The organism is Flavobacterium sp. TS_SC_5, from assembly GCF_056156265.1.
Window position 1 is genome coordinate 2768569 of sequence record NZ_CM149588.1, and the last position, 18457, is coordinate 2787025.

The window sequence follows — 18457 nt, forward strand, 5'->3', positions numbered from 1 at the left end:
TAAAATGGGTATTGCAACCAATAAAAAATTACTCATTGGTAAAAAATTATAAGCCCAAAATAAAATAAATTTTGAGTTGAGAATAGTCAGCAGTCCACAGTACCACAACATAGTAATTTTTTTATGAGGTTTCTAAAGAGTAGATTTTGGGCTCTAACTTTTGGTGTTCAATGTAGCAAAAAAAATCAAATAAAAACCAAAACAGATTTAAATTTCTGTTTGGTTTTTATTCAAAAAAGTAATTCTTAATTTTTATATTTTTTCTTGAAATTCAATTTCGCTTTGATTTTCAAAACCGATTATTTCACTGTAAATAGCATAGTCTAAGGAGTACATAAATGGTAACGTGAAAAATATCCCAATACAACATCCTATAAAACCTACCAGCACACCAATCGTTCCAACAACGATTAATCCCAGCAATATTAATGGTTGTTTATAAACCAGTAGAATGCTAGTTTCTATTGCTTCTACCGCTTTCAAATTCCCGAAAATGATTAGCGGAATCATTAACATCGAAAATAACGAGACAGTTACATTTACAATAGCACCTAAAGCGGGTATTTGCGCAAAATTAATTAATGTTGTTATGATAGAACTAGTCATAGATACCAAAAATGTTGCAATAAAAAGTTCCTTGAAATAGGGAGCTTTAAAAAACTCAAACATAGTAGAGACATGAAATTCTTCATCTCTTTCTGCGCAATACGCCATTTTTAGTAAGCCCGCAGTAAATGGACTAAATAAACTTGAAGTTAGTGCTGAAATTCCTGTAATCAGTAGCAGCGTAGGTAAGGGAATTTCTTCCAGTCTTAAATTTTCTGGTTTTAAAAAATCAACAATTGCGGGAGCCCCAAAAATTGCAACCAGTATTCCAAATGCTAAAATAGAAAGCAAAACAAAAAAGACAAAAATGATTAAACCGCCATACAGCGCAATTTTCTTGTAATTCTCAAAGGCGTGGTTGAAAACATTGCCAAAATCTAAATTGTAGCCATCTTGTTTTATTTCTGAAATTCGGTTTTGTGTAGTTTTATTCATTTGGTTTAAAAATTGATTAGTTATATTTTAAAATAGGTTTCTTCAAAAGGGATTCGGAATCGTTCTCCATAAATGCCATTTTCGTCTCTAATTCCACAGCCTAGAATCATATTTATTTCTGCGGAAGCGGGCAAATGTAATATTTTTTTAATTCTCAGCGAATCAAAACCTTCCATTGGACACGTATCGTAATTTATGGCTGCCATGCTGATCATAAAATTCTGTGCGGCAAGTCCCGCACTTTTGTGGGCTACAATTCGCATATCGCTTTGTCGAGCCTGTCTGTAAATGGGTTTGAATATTCCAATAACTTGAAATACAAGGAATTTTAGCATTCCAATAATTCCTAAAAAATCAAAATACAGTGTCGGAATAATTTTCTGATAATAATTCAATGCAAATTTCTCTCTTTTGGAATACGCTGCTTCGGGTTTATTGCCGTATTGATTTTTCAAATAATTTATATTCGATTGCACTCTCTTGCGCCATAAATCCTTCCTCGCCACTACAATTACCAATTGCTGTGCTGTTTTAGCTGCATTTTGGTCAAAACTTGCTTTGGCTATTTTTTGAATTATTTCAGGCGATATCACGTGATAAAATTCCCAAAGTTGCATGTTACTGCTTGTGGGCGCCAGCGTCGCTAATTGAATGCATTCTTTTACTTTTTCCGTATCAATAGCTTCATCTTTAAAAACCCGAACAGAGCGGCGGTATTTTATGGCCTCGCTTACTGTTTTTTCATTGGTTACAACCATTTTAATACTTTTTGAATAGTTTTTAATTTTTCTTTATACGGTGCATAACGCAACGGTAAATCAAGCCATGTTCCTCTTTTTACAATCGATTTTTTGTGTGAAAAAATATCAAAACTTAATTTTCCATGATACGCTCCCATTCCGGAATTTCCAACACCTCCAAAAGGCAGGCGATTGTTTACCAGATGAATTACGGTGTCATTAATACAACCACCACCAAACGAGTATTTGTGGATGACTTCATCGATAAAAGATTTGTTTTGGGAAAATAAATAGAAGGATAATGGTTTTTCGAAGCTCGAAATTATTGCATCAATATCTGATTTAGTTTCGTAGGAAAGTATCGGGAGTATCGGTCCAAAAATTTCTTCGGTCATAACTAGACTATCCATTTTTGGTTCGTCAAGTAAAGTAGGAGCGAGGTATAACGAATCTCTGTTGGATTGTCCTCCAAAAAGTATTTTCTGATTTTCCAATAAACTCAATTGACGTTGCCAGTTTTTCAAATTGATGATTCTGGCAAAATCCGGAGATTCTTCAGGATTTGTTCCAAGTGCTTTTTCGATTTCCTGTATAAGGAATTTAACCAAAGTATCTTTCATTTTATGGTGAACCAAAATATAATCAGGAGCCACACAAGTTTGCCCCGCATTGATAATTTTTCCCCAAACAATGCGTCGGGCACTTAATTCTAAATTTGCTGTTTCATCAACAATACAAGGGCTTTTTCCACCCAGTTCCAGTGTTACTGGGGTTAGGTTTTCGGCTGCAGCCTTTGCTACAATTTTTCCAACAGCGACACTTCCCGTAAAAAAAATATAATCCCAGCGTTTGCTTAACAAATTTGCTGCAATAGTAGCGTCTCCAGTAATGACAACAACATCCTTTACCGGAAAAGTTTCAGTGATTATTTTAACTATAATATTTGACGTATTTGGGGTTAGTTCAGATGGTTTTAAAGTCACTTTATTCCCAGCAGCAACAGCGGCGACAAGTGGACATAATGCCAATTGAAACGGATAATTCCAAGGCGAAAGGATTAAAACATTGCCATAAGGTTCACTGTATACATAATCAGAAGAAGGGAAATTTAAAAATGAAGGGAAAACCTTTTTTGGCTTAGCCCAAGAATCGATATTCTTTATGGTTTCTTTCAAGTCACTAATCACATAATTAGTTTCTGTTAAAACGGCTTCAAAAGCTGGTTTTTTAAAATCATCGTACAAAGCCTTAATAATTGCATCTTCATGTTTTGTGATGACGTGCAATAATTTTTTAAGAGATTCTTTTCGTGATTTTATATCGGTTTTGTAATTCATAAGATGATTTTAAATTAAAATTACATAATTATTAACTTACAGCAACTTTCTTTAGAAGCTAAAATAAAAAAAACAGGAGTTTATATTCCTGTTTTCTATGGTATAAGTCTGTAAGTTATCTTTTTTGTTACCGTTTTTGGATCCGTAAACTGCAAAATATTAGACTGCATTCCAAATCACATCATCTGGTGTTGGTGCGATGATTTCTATATTTTCTTTGGTAACAGGATGTACAAAAACTAATTTTCGAGCGTGCAAATGAATTCCTCCATCGGGATTGCTTCGGTCAAACCCATATTTCAAATCGCCTTTTATCGGTGATCCAATCGCCGAAAGCTGTGCCCTGATTTGATGGTGTCTGCCGGTATGAAGATTGATTTCCAGAGCAAAATAATTGTTGAGTTCCTGGATGATTTTATAATCTAAACTGGCAAGTTTACTGTCAGGAACTTCTTTTAAATGCGCTTTTGAAGTGTTGTTTTTTTCGTTTCTTTTAATATAGTGAACCAATTTATCCTCGGAATTTGCAGGTTTATTTTTTACAATACACCAATACGTTTTTTGAGTTTCACGGTTACTGAACAACTCATTTATTCTGGTCAATGCTTTACTGGTTCGGGCAAAAACTACGATTCCGGTTGTAGGTCGGTCTAAACGGTGTACGACGCCCAAAAACACTTCTCCGGGTTTGTTATACTTATCTTTGATGTATTCTTTCACCACATCAGACAGTGGTTTATCACCAGTTTTATCACCTTGCACAATATCGCCTACGCGCTTATTAACCACAATAAGGTGATTGTCTTCGTGAAGAATTTGCAGGTTATTTTTATTGGAAACTATTTTCATTTTCAATTCCCCTTTCGGGTTTAGGTGCTTAATATTGTTCGCTAGAATTAGGAAAATCACTGGATTTTACATCGGCAACATATTGACCGATGGCTGTTGTCATTTCGTCGTATAAATTCATGTATCTTCTCAAGAAACGTGGACTAAATTCATTATTCATTCCTAACATGTCGTGAATCACTAAAACTTGCCCGTCAACTCCGCCACCAGCACCAATACCAATTACTGGAATAGTAATACTTTGAGCTACTTTTTCGGCTAAATGAGCAGGAATTTTTTCCAAAACCAAGGCGAAACAACCCAGTCTTTCCAACAATTTAGCGTCTTCTATAAGTTTATGCGCTTCCTCTTCTTCTTTGGCACGAACGGTATATGTCCCGAATTTATAAATAGATTGTGGGGTTAAACCCAAATGTCCCATTACTGGAATTCCTGCGTTTAATATTTTCTTAATTGAATCTTTAATTTCTTTTCCGCCTTCCAGTTTTACGGCATGTCCACCGCTTTCTTTCATGATTCGGATAGCAGAGCGCAACGCTTCTTTAGGATCTGATTGGTAACTTCCAAAAGGCAAATCCACAACAACCAATGCTCTTTCTATTGCTCTCACTACAGAGGAAGCGTGATAAATCATTTGGTCCAATGTAATTGGCAATGTTGTTTCATGACCAGCCATCACATTCGAAGCAGAATCACCAACAAGGATTACATCAATTCCGGCACTATCAACGATTTTTGCCATGGTATAATCGTATGCGGTAAGCATGGAAATTTTCTCTCCGTTGGCTTTCATTTCAATCAATGATTTTGTAGTAATCCTTTTATAATCTTTTTTTGCGACAGACATATTTGTTATTTTAAGATTGTAAAGGTAACAAAATGTATATTTTTAACTCAAAAATGTAACAGTAATGTTATTGAAATACCAATTAAATAAAAAAGTAATTATGCGTAAAATAGTAGTAATGATAGTATTGCTTATAACGGTGAATGCTGAGGCTCAAAATCAAGAAATTCAAAACGTAATTGAAACTTTTTTTGAGGCTTTTCATGCCAAAGATACGCTGAGATTAAAGACGATTTGTGACGAAACAATGATGTTACAATCCATTAGTGAAAATGCTAAAGGCACTAGATTAACGAATGAAAAATTACAAGCATTTTTTAAATCGATAGCTTCTATTCCTCCCGAAGTCAAATTTCAGGAAAAAATACTGAATTACTCCATCCAAATCGATGGAAGTATGGCGCACGTTTGGACGCCGTACGAGTTTTATGTGGATGGTAAATTAATTCATAAAGGCGTGAATGCGGTTACGCTGTTTAGGAAAGATACTCCCGAAACTTCAGAATGGAAAATCGTTCATATTATTGATACCAGAAGAAAGTAGTTTTGGTCAGTAATTTTTTAAAGACGTTTACTTGATTGTTTTATCCAATGTATTTATCATAGAGAAAAACATAGAAAATGGCTATCATAACAGAAATGAAATTCCCCACCAAATAAAAATCGTTGTACAGAGATTGCTTTACTTTATCTTGTTCATCGTCCCTTTTTAATCTTGTTGCCAATTTTAACGCACCAAATAAAGCTAATGCATGCGGGTAATCATTGATCAGCGAAACTAATAAAAAGATTCTTTCAACGATTCCTTTAAGAAGAGATTTATAGTCTATAACTTTATTTTTTCGAATTGTTTTTGGCGTGATAACATAATAAAATATACCCAGAAGTATTTCTGTAGAAAGAATGAAAACCATAAATTGAAATATAGCCATGCTTTTATTTTATTGAGGTAATTGTATGAATTATATTTTTTGTAGCATTATAAGTTTCCATCTGTAATGTTTTTTCTCTTTTCCATATTAAAGAACGGGTTTTATTCATTTTTTCAGAAACGATTTTATAGTCTTTTAATTGTATAAAATTTGATACTAATTCATAGTCCTTTTCTAAAGACCATTTGTCTATAACATTTTCAAAAATTATGAAAGCATCATTAAAAATACTTTGCTGTAAGAGATTATCTATTGAAATGTTAAATCTAAATTTTTTATATTTTGAATCATTCAGTTTTAATCTTGCTTCTGTTAAACCGCTTCCCAACATTTCATAGGCAATCTTTTCATTGACGGGCGTTTCTATTTCGCCTTGATTCAAAACATACCGTAATTTAAAATTTAATTTTTTGTGAATACAATTTTCTTCTAAAGTAAGAATAATTTGTATCGATGCGGCTAAGTTTTTTATGACACCTTGAAATTCATCACCTAAAGTAATAGTTAATGGTGATGATATATCTGTTTTATAGATTTCATTTACCTCTTCTATTAGATTTTTAAAATCTTCCATCAGTGGTTTTTGCTCCTTTTTTCCACTATTAATAATATCTGCCATTAGGATAAAGTGTTTCATAAAAAATGAAATTATGTATTTTATTTCAAAAATAGTGAAATAATTCACATAATTTCATTTTTAGTGAAATTAAAAGCAGCATTTAAGGAAAGATAAAATCAATTTATAAAATTACATGAGAATTTAACAAGACAAGTTAATACGTGTCATCATTCAAATCTGATTCTTTTTCATCAGCTTTTTTAAAATCATTGTTCAAAAAATTGGTGTACTTTTTTTTATCTTTTTGATTTTTTCTAATAAGAAATACAATCAAAATTACCACACAAATAATTACAATACTAACTACTATCCAATTGATTTCCATTATTTTTGATTTAAGAATAAAGATTAAATCTACTAATAATAGTTGGATTTTAGAGTGTATGTATTTTAAATTTGTGTTATGAAATTTAACAATCCGCCATATTCACGGCAATGGCTAATCCGCCCTCTGAAGTTTCTTTGTATTTATTATTCATGTCTTTGGCCGTTTGCCACATTGTGTCTACGACTTTATCCAAAGGGACTTTTGCATTTTTCGGGTCTGTTTCCAAGGCTAGTTCAGCGGCATTTATGGCTTTTATGGCACCCATCGTATTTCGTTCAATACACGGAATCTGAACCAAACCACCAATAGGATCACAAGTCAATCCCAAGTGATGTTCCATTGCGATTTCGGCAGCCATTAAAACCTGTTCGGGAGTTCCGCCCATCAATTCGCATAAAGCAGCGGCTGCCATCGAGGATGAAACGCCTATTTCAGCTTGACAACCACCCATTGCTGCGGAAATGGTAGAGCCTTTCTTGAAAATACTGCCTATTTCTCCGGCAACCATCAGAAATTGTTTGATTTCTTTTTCTCCGGCATTGTGGTTTTCAATCACTAAATAATACATCAAAACAGCGGGAATCACACCTGCACTTCCATTTGTTGGAGCCGTAACTACACGTCCTAAAGCAGCATTTACCTCATTTACCGCAAGGGCAAAACAAGAAACCCATTTCAGGATTTGGCGAAATTTAACTTCCGTTTTTCTAATTTCTTCAAGCCAGGTTTGTGGCGAATCATAATTGGCTAAACCGATGAGGTTTTGGTGCATATCAAAAGCACGACGACGCACGTTTAATCCGCCTGGAAGAATCCCTTCAGAATGGCAACCTATGTACATGCATTCGAGCATTGTCTTCCAAATACGCATCAATTCATGATCGATAACAGCTTCGGTACGCATCGATTTTTCGTTTTCATAAACGATTTCTGATATGGATTTATTTTCTTTTTTGCAAAAATCTAACAGTTCAGCTGCTTTCTCAATTGGATAAGGAAAAGCACATTTTATCTGAATTTTCTTTTTGGCGTTGATGCGTTCTTCTTTGACTACAAATCCGCCACCAATAGAATAAAAGGTCGAAACATATTCGCTGTCATCCGTCAGGTAGGCCGTAAAAGTCATTCCATTGGCATGAAAAGGAAGGAAGTTTTTATTGAAAACAATATCTTGTAGGAAATAAAAAGGAATTGGTTTTTCGTTTCCTAAATTGATTTCGTTTTTGGATTCAATGGATTTGATAATTGCATCAATATTTTCCACAGGAATATATTCTGGATCTTGTCCACTCAAACCCAGCATTACGGCCAAATCCGTTGCGTGACCTTTTCCTGTTAAGGAAAGTGAACCGTATAAATCTATTTTTACCCGATTTACAGCAGGAAGTAATTTTTCGTTTCTTAATTCACCAAGAAAGCGTTCGGCAGCTCTCCAAGGCCCAAGAGTGTGTGAACTTGAAGGTCCAACACCAATTTTTAGCATATCAAAAACGGAGATACATTCTTCCATCTATAGTGTCAATTTTGTTGGATACAAATATAATAGAATGTAGCAAGGATACTAATTCAAATTGGAATATTATTGTTTTTTTAATAACGAAAGGTGCTGTATTGTTAGTATTCTTCAACAAAAAATGAATTAATAAAAACTTGAGGTTTGGTAAAATCAATATTTCATTAATCCCAAGTTTAGCTTGTACAATACTTCGTAAATGGCTATTTTTGAAGCATAACTAACCCAAAACAATATGAAAAAGACTGTTTTTTCTTTTTATTTAATGCTGACTTTGGTGCTCAGTGTTCATTCACAAGTGCAAAGTCCTTCCCAGTTTTTACCCAATTACGGAAAACAAATAACCTATTACCATCAGGTTGAAAATTATTTCAAGCATCTCGCGGAAAAGTCGAATTTAATCAAACACCAAAAATATGGAGTGACTCCGGAACAAAGAGACTTAAATGTGTATTTTATTTCCAGTCCGGAGAATTTAGCTAATTTGGAACAAATACGGAATAACAATTTAGCAGCCGTAGGTTTATCCCAAAATAAATCGCAAATGATTGGCGATAAGTTAATTGTATGGTTGAGTTTTAATGTTCACGGAAATGAATTTGCCGGCACCGAAAGCGCCATGACAGTAGCGTACGAGTTAGTAAATCCATCGAATGCTGAAACTAAAAAGTGGTTAGAGAATACAATAGTTATCCTTGATCCTTGTATTAATCCGGATGGATATTCCAGATACGGGAATTGGTTGCGAGAAATTTCAGGTAAAAAAACGCATCCGGATTTATCAGATAGAGAGCACATGGAAGTATGGCCAGGCGGCAGATACAACCATTATATTTTTGATTTAAATAGAGATTGGGCGTGGCAAACGCAGCAGGAAACTCAGCACCGTATAGCGTTATACAACCAATGGATGCCACAAGTTCATACTGATGTACACGAAATGGGATACGATTCACCGTATTTTTTTCCACCATCAGCGGAGCCTTTGCATGAATACATTGAGAAATACCAGAAAGATTTTCACTACACTTTAGGTAAAAATATTTCTAAAAAATTTGATGCTCAAAACTGGATGTACAATACTGGGGAACGTTTTGATTTGTTTTATCCAAGTTATGGCGATACCTATCCTACATACAATGGCGCGGTAGGAATGACGATGGAACAAGGCGGAATAGGAGCAGGGAGAGCTGTTACAATGAGTAATGGAATCACCCTTACGATAAAAGACAGATTGACACATCACGCAACAGCAGTCCTTACTGTGGTAGAATCAGCAGCGGCACAATCGGATGTTTTGCTGAAAGGATTCAGAGGTTTTATGAATAATTCCCGAAAAATAGTGAAGGGAAATTATAAAATGTACGTGATGAAAAACAATCCGAAGTTGGTTCAAATGGCGGATTTGTTGAAAAAAAACAATGTAGAATTCAGTTATGCTGATGCCAGTCAAAAAGCATCTGGATTTAATTATAATACCAAAACAGAGAAAGGTTTTACGATAGAACCGAATGATTTAATTGTAAAAGTGGACCAACAAAAAGCTGTTTTTGCGCAGGTACTTTTTGAACCAAATCAAAAGTTGAATGACAGTTTATCGTATGATATTACTTCTTGGGCTTTGCCTTTGGCGTATGGAGTTGAAGGTTATGCATTGAAAAATAGTTTGGCAATCAAAACAAAAGCGTCCATTGAAGTAAAAGAAAAAGGAATTCTACAAAATGTATATGCATTTCATATTCCTTGGAATAACAGAATTTCAGCTCAGGTACTTTCGTTATTGCACCAAAATAATATCAAAGTTCGATCTGCTATGAAAAAAGCTGTTTTTGGCGATGTAATAGTGGAGCCGGGTGGTTTGATTGTTACCAAAGCCGATAATCCAAAAGTAGTAGATTTTGAAAAAACGATTAGCGAACTGATTAAAGTAAAAACCGATTATAATTATATAGCTACGGGATTTTCATCGAATTCTAAAGATGTTGGTGGAGAAAATTTCAATTTACTTAAAGCACCAAAAGTCGTCTTATTATCAGGAAAAGGTGTTGGTTCTACAGAGTTTGGCGCTGCTTGGTATTATATGGAAGAAACTATTGGATATCCGGTGAGCGTGGTTGAGGTAAGTAATTTTAACAGATTAAACCTATTCAATTATAACACGCTTATTATGGCGGATGGATATTATGATTTTTCAGAAGAACAACAAAAGAAAATTGGAGAATGGATTAAAAATGGCGGAAAAGTGATTGCTATGAACAGCGCGCTTACTCTTTTTGAGGCTAAAGAAGGATATGCGTTGAGTCCTTTTGCAACTGAAGAAGATAAATTAAGTTCCGTGAAAGAGGCTGAAGAAGAAGAATTGAAAGAGCGTTTTCTAGATTTTCAAGATTCGGAGCGCAGGTATATTTCTAAATCTATTCCTGGTGCCATCATTGAAAATCTTCTGAATAAAACACATCCAATGTCGTTTGGTTTAGGCGATAAATATTTCAGTCTAAAAACAGATGACAGACATTATTCTTTATTGAAGAAAGCAACCAATGTTGTTTATGTTCCTAAAGACTATAAAAGCTATGGTTTTGTTGGTAATGAAATCAGAAAGAAACTGAACAACACCGTAAGTTTTGCAGTAGAACCAAAAGGCGACGGATCTGTAATCTATATGGTCGACAATCCATTATTCAGAGGATTCTGGGAAAATGGAAATTTATTGTTTAGTAATGCCTTATTCTTGGTAGACTAAAACGGGATTATTTATCATAAAAAAAAGAGCACGGAATCATCGTGCTCTTTTTTTTATCCAGATTGTATTGTCTTAAAAAGGATATCCAATCGCTAAATTAAAAACTAAATTTTCTCTGCGCCAAGGACCACTTCCAAAATCAATTTTATCTAAAACCCAACGGTCGCCATCAGGTAAATATGGTTTTCTTAAAGGAAAGGCAAGATCTGTTCTCAAGATAAGAAAAGAGAAATCGAAACGTAATCCGGCTCCGGCACCAACAGCGATTTCATTTAGGAATTTTTTGGAGAATTTAGCTCCGGGTTTTTCCGAATTCTCATTTAACAACCAGATATTTCCGGCATCAATAAACAAAGCTCCTTTCACCAATCCGTATATTTTAGCTCGGTATTCAGTATTAAATTCTAATTTTAAATCACCGGATTGGTCAGGCAAGAAAGCATTAGTATTTGTTGATGCGCCATCAAAACTTCCCGGCCCAATAGAACGTGCTCTAAAGGCGCGCAAACTATTGGTTCCACCAATGAAAAACTGCTTGATAAAAGGCAATTCGCGCGAGTTACCGTAAGCAAAACCAGCTCCTGCAATAATTCTGGTTGCCAGTTGAGAATCCGGACCTAACCTATAATAATGTCTAAAATCATTTTCTATTTTTATAAATTGGCTAAAAGGAACATTAAAAAATTTAATTGGGTCCTTTTTTTCAATATTTGCTCCAGTAGCTAATCCGGCAATATTTCCTGCCAAGTCGACGGTTCCTTTGTAGTAAAACGTATTTTTCTTTCTTCTTTGCAACGTATTAGTGTACGTGTAGGAGTAGGTTGGACCAAAAATTAATTGTTTTTCAATTACTTTTTCCAGTGATGGATTTGTATCGATTTGTTCTTGATACAACGGCGTTACATTTTGCGGACTTGCATACGTAATTTCAGTAATATTCAATAAATGTTCTTTCTGTTCGCTCTGTTTCCACAAATAACCAAAAGATCCTTTGAAGGTTTGCAACGAGTATAACTTGGTTCTATTTTGAAACTCATATCCTAATGTTGCTTTTGTTTTTGGTACAAAACCACTTGGAGAATTAAGTTTGAAAGGAGCCACTAATCTTGGCCAAATTAAATTAGCCTCGGTTCCGAAGCGATAGACATTAAATCCATTATTTTGCCCGGAAACTTGTACTTCAACACCTCCAAATGCTGATATCGTAAGCAATTCAGCACCTCTAAAAGTGTTTCTGTTGCTCCAGTTTAAATTAAGCTCGGTTCCTGTATAATTAGCTGAATTCGTTTTGGCTAATAATTCCAGTCGAATTGATTTCTTTGGTAATGGCGTTAAATAATAATATGCATCAAGATAATTTCCTGTTGTATCAGAAAGTGTAAATTGATTTTTTACAAATTTAAAAGTACCTAAATTCACCAATCGATTCAGTGATAAGTTATGATCAGTTCTGTTATACAAATCTTCTTTTTTGAAATATAATGCTCGGTCAAAAATTCGTGGTTTGAATAAATTCTCCGGATCAATAATCGTTAAATCATTGTACTTTTGGATCGAATCCATGTTGGTTTTTATACTATCCATCCCAATAGAATAATTAGGATACACAATGATTTTATTGATTTTATACGGTGTCTCTGCCAGAGATGGAGTTTCCTCTTTAACTTTTACAATTAAATCCACTTGATGATCCGCAACGGTACTATCGACCTGCACTTTAAGATAATCGGGGTTAAAATAGAAAAACCCTTTTTCTTTTAATCGGGCATCAATACGAACCCTCTCTTCTTTGATTGCCTCAAGGCTGTAACCGTCGTCTTTTTTTAACAAGCTTCTTCGTCTGGTATTGCGCACAGTAGTTGAAATTACTGAGGAATCTGTGGGGAATTTAACTTCTTTGATTTTGTATTGTTTTGCCGGATTTACCAGATATTCAGCACTTGCTTTTTTTCCTTTTCGTGTAGAATCCGCCGTTGTTTTGGTGTTGAAATAACCATTGTTTTCAGAGAAATTTTGTAAAACACTTTTGTTGTATGATAAATCTACTTGGCTATAAAAAACGGGCGGTTCACCTACTTTAGTTTTCAACCAATATCGCCATCCTTTTTCTTTCTTTGGCGTTCCGGCCAAATTATAAATGTACAGTTTTGGCTTTAACCCAAGAATTGAAGAGTTGGGTTTGGGTCTCACAATTTCTTGTAATTGGTTTTTTAGCGCTTTGTTTTCTTTCTTGGAGGTTTGCTTTCCTTCCACTTTTATTTTTGCGCCGGTATACAATAATTCTCCTTCCGGCAAATATCTGGTATTGCTACACGAGGAAATAAACAATCCTAAAAAAAGAAAATATAATAACGGACTCTTATTCATCTGATTTCTTTTTTAATTCTTTTTTTGCTTTTTGCTTTGCTTTTTTTGCTTCGCTTTTAGCATATAGTTCCCTGAACTTGTTGTAATTCATCGTAATAACGAATGCAACTCCAGTTTCAACCACTTCTCCCTGAAGCGCGACTTGATATTTATTGACACGATATACTCTAATTTTATACCTTCCATCTTTAGAGAGTTGATAATCCAGCGAAACATCACCTGCAATATTATTGGCATCCTGATTAGTTTGCTGTGGCCCTTCGATTCCAAAACTACTTCCAACAGTAACTTTCAATCGGTCATTCAGCAATTTCTTTGAAATGCCAACATTCAAATCGGTTTTATTCTCGCGTTGTCCCGTTGTGTAATCGTCAGAAGTATTCAAATCAAAATTAAGTTCAACGCCTTCAATTAAATCACCTGCCAGATTATTCAGCTGTTGTGATAAAATTTTACTGGCACTTTCTCGCGCTAATGATGAAACGTTTGTTCCTCCGGTTTCACTGGCAAATGGGTTTTCTCCAACAAAACGGTTCAATAATAACAAGGCAAAAACCTGCTTGTTCATTTCATCCGGTTGCTGACGCAATTGAGTCAATTTAGCTTGTGTCGAATTGATAATTTCTGTTGAAACACTGTTATTTCCCTCCGGTAAAACAATATCAAATGAAATAGTTGGTTTCATTAATTCTCCAGTCATTTTCAGACGAGTTTCAAAAGGAATTTTTTGCTTGTACGTATTTCTTATTTCGGCAGTAACAATTCCTAATTGATCGTTAATCAAATCGATTGGCGCAGCTTCCGTTTTGTAAATTGCCGTGATGTTTATGTCAGCGCTTGTTGGTTCTCCAGTCCATAAAATATAACTTCCTGGTTTGATGTCGAATTTTCTTTTAATACTATTAAAATTCATTTCATAACTTCCCTCAGACAATTCATATCTTCCAGTAAGCGTAGTTTTTCCAGAAGGATCAATTCCGCCATTCAATTGCGCTTCTCCTTTTAATTTCAAGAAATCTCCGCTTGCTTTATCAATGTTTAAGGATAATTCTGCCTCTTTGTCGATTTCAATATTTACAGAGGCATTGATTCCTTTTATTTCCATTTCACTACTGATTTCATCAATTGTAGCGGTGCCTAGAATTTGTGGATTATCTTGATCGATAAACTCAACAATTCCTTCTCTGTCCGCAATTGATGGATCAGATTGCGGCAAAACAATAGTAAATTTAGTGTCTTTATTGATTTTGATATTTCCTTCTACGATAGGATTTTCTATCGTTCCACTTACTTTTAAATGGTTGTCCAGAAATAGTTGACCATAATACAAATCATTGTCTTTCGCTTCAGAATTGACTGCTTGAAAATTATCTGCATCAATGGATAAATCAAATCCAAAATTGCTGAAATTACTACTGTTAATCGCTCCGTTTATCACTAAATCATTGTCTTTCTCGTCTTTTATAGTGAACGTGTCAAAAAGGATTGCATTTTCTGTAAAGGTAATTTTATCATTCAAAGACTTAAATTTGGCATTAAGTTGTGTGGCTTTGAATCCAATCTCATTGAATTGTAATTCTCCAATTACTTTTGGCTGTGTAGTATTTCCGGTAATCTTGAAATTTCCAGTTAAAAATCCTGTGCTTTCAGTAATGTTATCAAGTGTAAAGCCTTGGATACTTTTCAAATTCAATTTGTCAATATCCAAATTCATATCAAAACGGCTTTCATTCGCTTTGTAGAATCCTTCTAAATTCACCTGATTTCCTTGCCCGGTAATTGCAACTTTAGCATCATATTGATTTGCAATCGCATTATTGACGTTGATACTGATGTTCCCAACCGTATCTTTTTTGAAAGTGAAATTTTCAATGTTCAAATCCGAAGTGAAAAGCGGTGTCTTAGTTAAGTTTTTTACAGTTGCATTTCCATTTATTTTCCCACTTAACTGTAAATCTTTCTTCTCCACAAAACTGGTAATCGTATTGATGTCAAAATCCTTAAAATCAATTGCAATTGGAGCATTCTGATTATCCGTTTCGGACTGGATTTTGATGTTACTTCCATCTTTACTCAATTCGAAATTATCGATATAAATTCCTTTTGCGCCAAAGCGGATAAGATTGTCTTGTGCAATTTTCCAAGATTCATAGTTCAATAATAAATTGTCCGGACCAAGGCTTACTTCGTTATTTCCATTAGTAGCCTTTAATGTACCAGCAATTAAATAACGCTCCACATCTTTTGCATCTTTCAATTGCAAGATGTAATCCACCAGATTTTTCTCCACTTTTCCAGTAATGCTGGTGTGTGGTAATTGAATTTGGTTGTTTTGAATATCGTCTACTACAAAGCTGTATAGCAGTGCTTTGTCTTGAGTGTCAACTTTCAAAGTCGCATTTGTAATTGTGTTGGCTCCGTAAACTAATTTTGGAATAGAACCATTCAAAACAATGGAATCGTTTACCGAATTATATTTCCCTGTTATATTAATTGGTTCCAGACTTTTTAATTCAGGAATAAGTTTCAATATAATTGGATTATCTTTTATACCAATCGTAAAAGTAAATTGCTGATTTTCAACCGCTATTTTTTTCGAATTTGGGTTACTATCATAATACGTCGCAATAGAATTAGATAATGCATTTGCAATTTTTGATAACTTATATTTTCCATTAATTTCAGCGTCTAAAAATGGAGAATTTACTACCAATGTATTTTTTTCAGAAGTGGTTGTTGCTACAACATTTATGGAATCAATTACGAATTGTTCCTTGGCATTGACTACATTTATGCTGTGTGCATTCACGGTTCCGTTGAGGTAATCTAAATTAGCCGATTGAATATCAGCATCAACAACACCTCTTATTTTTAAAGGTCCTGCGTGCAGATTTAGTTTTTCTAAATCGGCTATATCTACATTCAGTTTTAATTTCCCGGAAGGATATTTGTCTCTGAAACTTCCGCTGCTCACTAAATCAAAAGTCAGATTAGGATCTTTTGCAGTAGCAGTCGCATTAAAATTTCCATTTCGAATGGCTCCTTTTACATTCAGATTTTTATACGTGTATTTGTTGTAATATACTTTTAAAATACTTCCGTTTAACGAAGCCGTTGCGGTTTTTGGATTAAAACCAGTTCCTTTTATATTGGCTTTTAATGTGACTTTTCCAATCGAATCGTTTTTGATAAATTTGCCTAAATCAAAGTTAGTAAGTTCCGTTTGAGCATCGTATTTCTCGTATTTCTTTCTGCTTTGGTCGAAAGTTGCTTTGATTTTTGCATTTCCAAAACTGCTGACCAAATTCAAATTGGTATTGAAATTAGCAATCGTTCCTTTAAATGTTCCCTTAGCGTTTAATTTTGAAGGCAACTGAATCGTATTTGGAATTGTCCCTTTTGGTAAAAAACCAGCAAAATCCTTTGCGCCAGTTTGCAAGTCTTTAATATTCAAATCAAAATAAGCTTTGGTCATATCCGGTAATCCTACAATGCTGCCGCTTGCCGATAATTTTGTCGCTCCAATGCCGCTAATCTCCATAGACGGAAATATAATGTTGTTCAGCTTTCCTTTTATAGCTCCATTTAGCAACAATATTGCGTTAGGATAGCTCATGAAAGGATTGGTTTTGTTCAAAGTGGGGGCAAAAAGCAAAATGTCTTTAATTCCAATTTTACTTTTCTTTAAAGAGGCGATAAGGCCTAGTTCGCCGGGATTTGCTGCCAATGAAGTAATTGATGGATACCCAATTCTGATTTCATCCCTCAATTCCGTTTGTGGAGTTTTTAAATATAATTTCTTAAAAAAGGCATTCTTTTTTCCATAAAAGAACTCAGTAGTTAGGGATTGAATGTTCAAACCGCTTTTGTCTTTTATGCTCAGGGAATTAACCTCTCCGGATATGTTTTCGGGATTGTAATTAAGGACATCTACTTGTAAATTTAAATTGGTTAGATTCAAATGGTTGTAATCAATTCCTTGTTTGGTAGCAGCAACATTATTATTGTCGTAACGGAAATTAACACGTTTGAACTCCGTCGTCTTTATCTTGACCTCCCACTTGTTGGATTCGGTGCTTGCAGTTTCTTTTTTTTGTATTATTTTATTTAATTTTCCAAGTGTCAAAGCACCTTCAACACCCGTTAAATCAAAACTCTCTACGATGGCAAATTGATTGTTGAGATCAATTTTATCAATTTTGGCAAGTAATTTTTTAACATAGAAATTTGTCTCTAGTTTGGTTTCTTCACTTTGGTAATCCACATCAATTTTTGCTAAATCAATTTCACCTAATTTTAATTTTAGGATGGATTCCGACTCGTTTTTTATAACTGCGGCTTTGGTTGCATTAGAAATTTGAACGATACCCTGTTGTAATCTGAACTTTAATCCATTAATTTTTGCTTTCGGAATTTCAAAGTTCATTTTGTCTAAATCGAAAGTTTTGATATTGGTTTCAAAGTGATTTAGATTGGCGTACAGATTGTTTTTTGTGACAAAATCATTGTATTTAAATCGGATTCGGTCCAGTTTGATTTTTTCTACTGAAAATTGCATAGGTGGTGAATCTGTTTTCTGTTTTTCAGGCGATGCAAAAGCGTCTATGATGTAATCAAAATTAAAAACAGCTTTTGAATCCCTATTTAAAATAGCCGTAATTCCTTCTAAATGAACAGAGTTTATTTCGACTTTGTTATTCATTAATTGGAGTAAACTAATATCGACGGAAAGTTTTTCACCTGCAAAAAGGGTGTCTTTTTTTTGATCTTCAAAATAAACACCTTCAAGAATCACTTTTTTTGGAAGACCAATTTCTATCCGTTTAATGGTAACTTTAGTTTTAATTTTTCCTTCTAGATACGTGACCGCTTTAACTTTAGCGTAATTTTGAACTGATGGAATTTGAATGGCTACAACCAATAGCAAAAACAACAGAAGTATTGATCCTATTATCCACAGGAAAACTTTTAAACTTATCTTTAAGTATTTTTTCAAATGATGTGTTTTTTAGCTAAAATTAATCAATTAAATCAGAATTGAATTTCAATCCTAGAAGGAATTACCTGCAAAGGTCGAAAATTGAAAGTAAAATACATTATATAATATAAAAATAAAGTTGTAAAATTTTTCGGAATTTTTT

The 18457-nt window shown here is 34.2% G+C and carries 13 protein-coding genes; 2 read left to right on the forward strand and 11 right to left on the reverse strand.

Features of this window, described 5'->3' with window-relative positions; genetic code table 11:
* Nucleotides 1–252 precede the first annotated feature (252 nt).
* From AC0J6S_RS11910 to panB, 5 genes are all read right to left on the reverse strand, one after another.
* On the reverse strand, nucleotides 253–1041 hold the full coding sequence (locus AC0J6S_RS11910; protein WP_474954009.1) for a hypothetical protein: 789 nt from the start codon (nucleotides 1039–1041) through the stop codon (nucleotides 253–255).
* A gap of 20 nt (nucleotides 1042–1061) precedes the next feature.
* Complete coding sequence (locus tag AC0J6S_RS11915; RefSeq protein ID WP_474954010.1) at nucleotides 1062–1799, reverse strand: nitroreductase family protein; 738 nt, start codon at nucleotides 1797–1799, stop codon at nucleotides 1062–1064.
* Complete coding sequence (locus AC0J6S_RS11920) at nucleotides 1790–3118, reverse strand: aldehyde dehydrogenase (RefSeq protein ID WP_474954011.1); 1329 nt, start codon at nucleotides 3116–3118, stop codon at nucleotides 1790–1792. Before AC0J6S_RS11920 ends, AC0J6S_RS11915 begins: the two co-directional genes overlap by 10 nt.
* Nucleotides 3119–3277: 159 nt before the next feature.
* Nucleotides 3278–3967, reverse strand: coding sequence for an RluA family pseudouridine synthase (locus tag AC0J6S_RS11925; RefSeq protein WP_474954012.1), 690 nt, complete (start codon nucleotides 3965–3967; stop codon nucleotides 3278–3280).
* A 28-nt stretch (nucleotides 3968–3995) separates the two neighbouring features.
* Nucleotides 3996–4814, reverse strand: coding sequence for a 3-methyl-2-oxobutanoate hydroxymethyltransferase (gene panB, locus AC0J6S_RS11930; RefSeq protein WP_474954013.1), 819 nt, complete (start codon nucleotides 4812–4814; stop codon nucleotides 3996–3998).
* Nucleotides 4815–4914: 100 nt separating this feature from the next.
* Between panB and AC0J6S_RS11935 the strand changes: the two genes are divergently transcribed.
* Nucleotides 4915–5358, forward strand: a complete 444-nt coding sequence (locus AC0J6S_RS11935; protein WP_474954014.1) for a Cif family virulence factor — start codon at nucleotides 4915–4917, stop codon at nucleotides 5356–5358.
* Between the two features lie 40 nt (nucleotides 5359–5398).
* On the opposite strand, the gene AC0J6S_RS11940 is transcribed toward AC0J6S_RS11935, so the two are convergent.
* From AC0J6S_RS11940 to AC0J6S_RS11955, 4 genes are all read right to left on the reverse strand, one after another.
* Nucleotides 5399–5746, reverse strand: a complete 348-nt coding sequence (locus AC0J6S_RS11940; protein ID WP_113665548.1) for a hypothetical protein — start codon at nucleotides 5744–5746, stop codon at nucleotides 5399–5401.
* A 4-nt stretch (nucleotides 5747–5750) separates the two neighbouring features.
* Nucleotides 5751–6365 (reverse strand): SatD family protein, encoded by a 615-nt coding sequence (locus AC0J6S_RS11945; RefSeq protein ID WP_474954015.1) that lies wholly within the window; start codon nucleotides 6363–6365, stop codon nucleotides 5751–5753.
* 154 nt (nucleotides 6366–6519) lie between these two features.
* On the reverse strand, nucleotides 6520–6690 hold the full coding sequence (locus AC0J6S_RS11950; protein ID WP_474954016.1) for a hypothetical protein: 171 nt from the start codon (nucleotides 6688–6690) through the stop codon (nucleotides 6520–6522).
* Nucleotides 6691–6775: 85 nt separating this feature from the next.
* Nucleotides 6776–8203: an L-serine ammonia-lyase gene (locus tag AC0J6S_RS11955; RefSeq protein ID WP_474954017.1), complete on the reverse strand. Its 1428-nt coding sequence runs from the start codon at nucleotides 8201–8203 to the stop codon at nucleotides 6776–6778.
* A gap of 238 nt (nucleotides 8204–8441) precedes the next feature.
* On the opposite strand from AC0J6S_RS11955, the gene AC0J6S_RS11960 reads away from it, so the two are divergent.
* Nucleotides 8442–10949 (forward strand): M14 family zinc carboxypeptidase, encoded by a 2508-nt coding sequence (locus tag AC0J6S_RS11960; RefSeq protein ID WP_474954018.1) that lies wholly within the window; start codon nucleotides 8442–8444, stop codon nucleotides 10947–10949.
* A gap of 72 nt (nucleotides 10950–11021) precedes the next feature.
* Here the strand turns inward: AC0J6S_RS11960 and tamL are convergent, their stop codons facing one another.
* Both tamL and AC0J6S_RS11970 read right to left on the reverse strand, forming a co-directional pair.
* Nucleotides 11022–13316: a translocation and assembly module lipoprotein TamL gene (gene tamL / locus AC0J6S_RS11965; protein WP_474954019.1), complete on the reverse strand. Its 2295-nt coding sequence runs from the start codon at nucleotides 13314–13316 to the stop codon at nucleotides 11022–11024.
* A complete protein-coding gene (locus tag AC0J6S_RS11970; RefSeq protein ID WP_474954020.1) occupies nucleotides 13309–18312 on the reverse strand; it encodes a translocation/assembly module TamB domain-containing protein in 5004 nt (1667 codons plus the stop codon). The genes tamL and AC0J6S_RS11970 overlap by 8 nt, the downstream gene beginning before the upstream one ends.
* Nucleotides 18313–18457: the final 145 nt, after the last annotated feature.

Bases quoted from the DNA above. Each gene is read 5' to 3' on its own strand.
- AC0J6S_RS11910 (WP_474954009.1), bottom strand. From the start codon at position 1,041: ATGAATAAAACTACACAAAACCGAATTTCAGAAATAAAACAAGATGGC.
- AC0J6S_RS11915 (WP_474954010.1), bottom strand. From the start codon at position 1,799: ATGGTTGTAACCAATGAAAAAACAGTAAGCGAGGCCATAAAATACCGC.
- AC0J6S_RS11920 (WP_474954011.1), bottom strand. From the start codon at position 3,118: ATGAATTACAAAACCGATATAAAATCACGAAAAGAATCTCTTAAAAAA.
- AC0J6S_RS11925 (WP_474954012.1), bottom strand. From the start codon at position 3,967: ATGAAAATAGTTTCCAATAAAAATAACCTGCAAATTCTTCACGAAGAC.
- panB (WP_474954013.1), bottom strand. From the start codon at position 4,814: ATGTCTGTCGCAAAAAAAGATTATAAAAGGATTACTACAAAATCATTG.
- AC0J6S_RS11935 (WP_474954014.1), top strand. From the start codon at position 4,915: ATGCGTAAAATAGTAGTAATGATAGTATTGCTTATAACGGTGAATGCT.
- AC0J6S_RS11940 (WP_113665548.1), bottom strand. From the start codon at position 5,746: ATGGCTATATTTCAATTTATGGTTTTCATTCTTTCTACAGAAATACTT.
- AC0J6S_RS11945 (WP_474954015.1), bottom strand. From the start codon at position 6,365: ATGGCAGATATTATTAATAGTGGAAAAAAGGAGCAAAAACCACTGATG.
- AC0J6S_RS11950 (WP_474954016.1), bottom strand. From the start codon at position 6,690: ATGGAAATCAATTGGATAGTAGTTAGTATTGTAATTATTTGTGTGGTA.
- AC0J6S_RS11955 (WP_474954017.1), bottom strand. From the start codon at position 8,203: ATGGAAGAATGTATCTCCGTTTTTGATATGCTAAAAATTGGTGTTGGA.
- AC0J6S_RS11960 (WP_474954018.1), top strand. From the start codon at position 8,442: ATGAAAAAGACTGTTTTTTCTTTTTATTTAATGCTGACTTTGGTGCTC.
- tamL (WP_474954019.1), bottom strand. From the start codon at position 13,316: ATGAATAAGAGTCCGTTATTATATTTTCTTTTTTTAGGATTGTTTATT.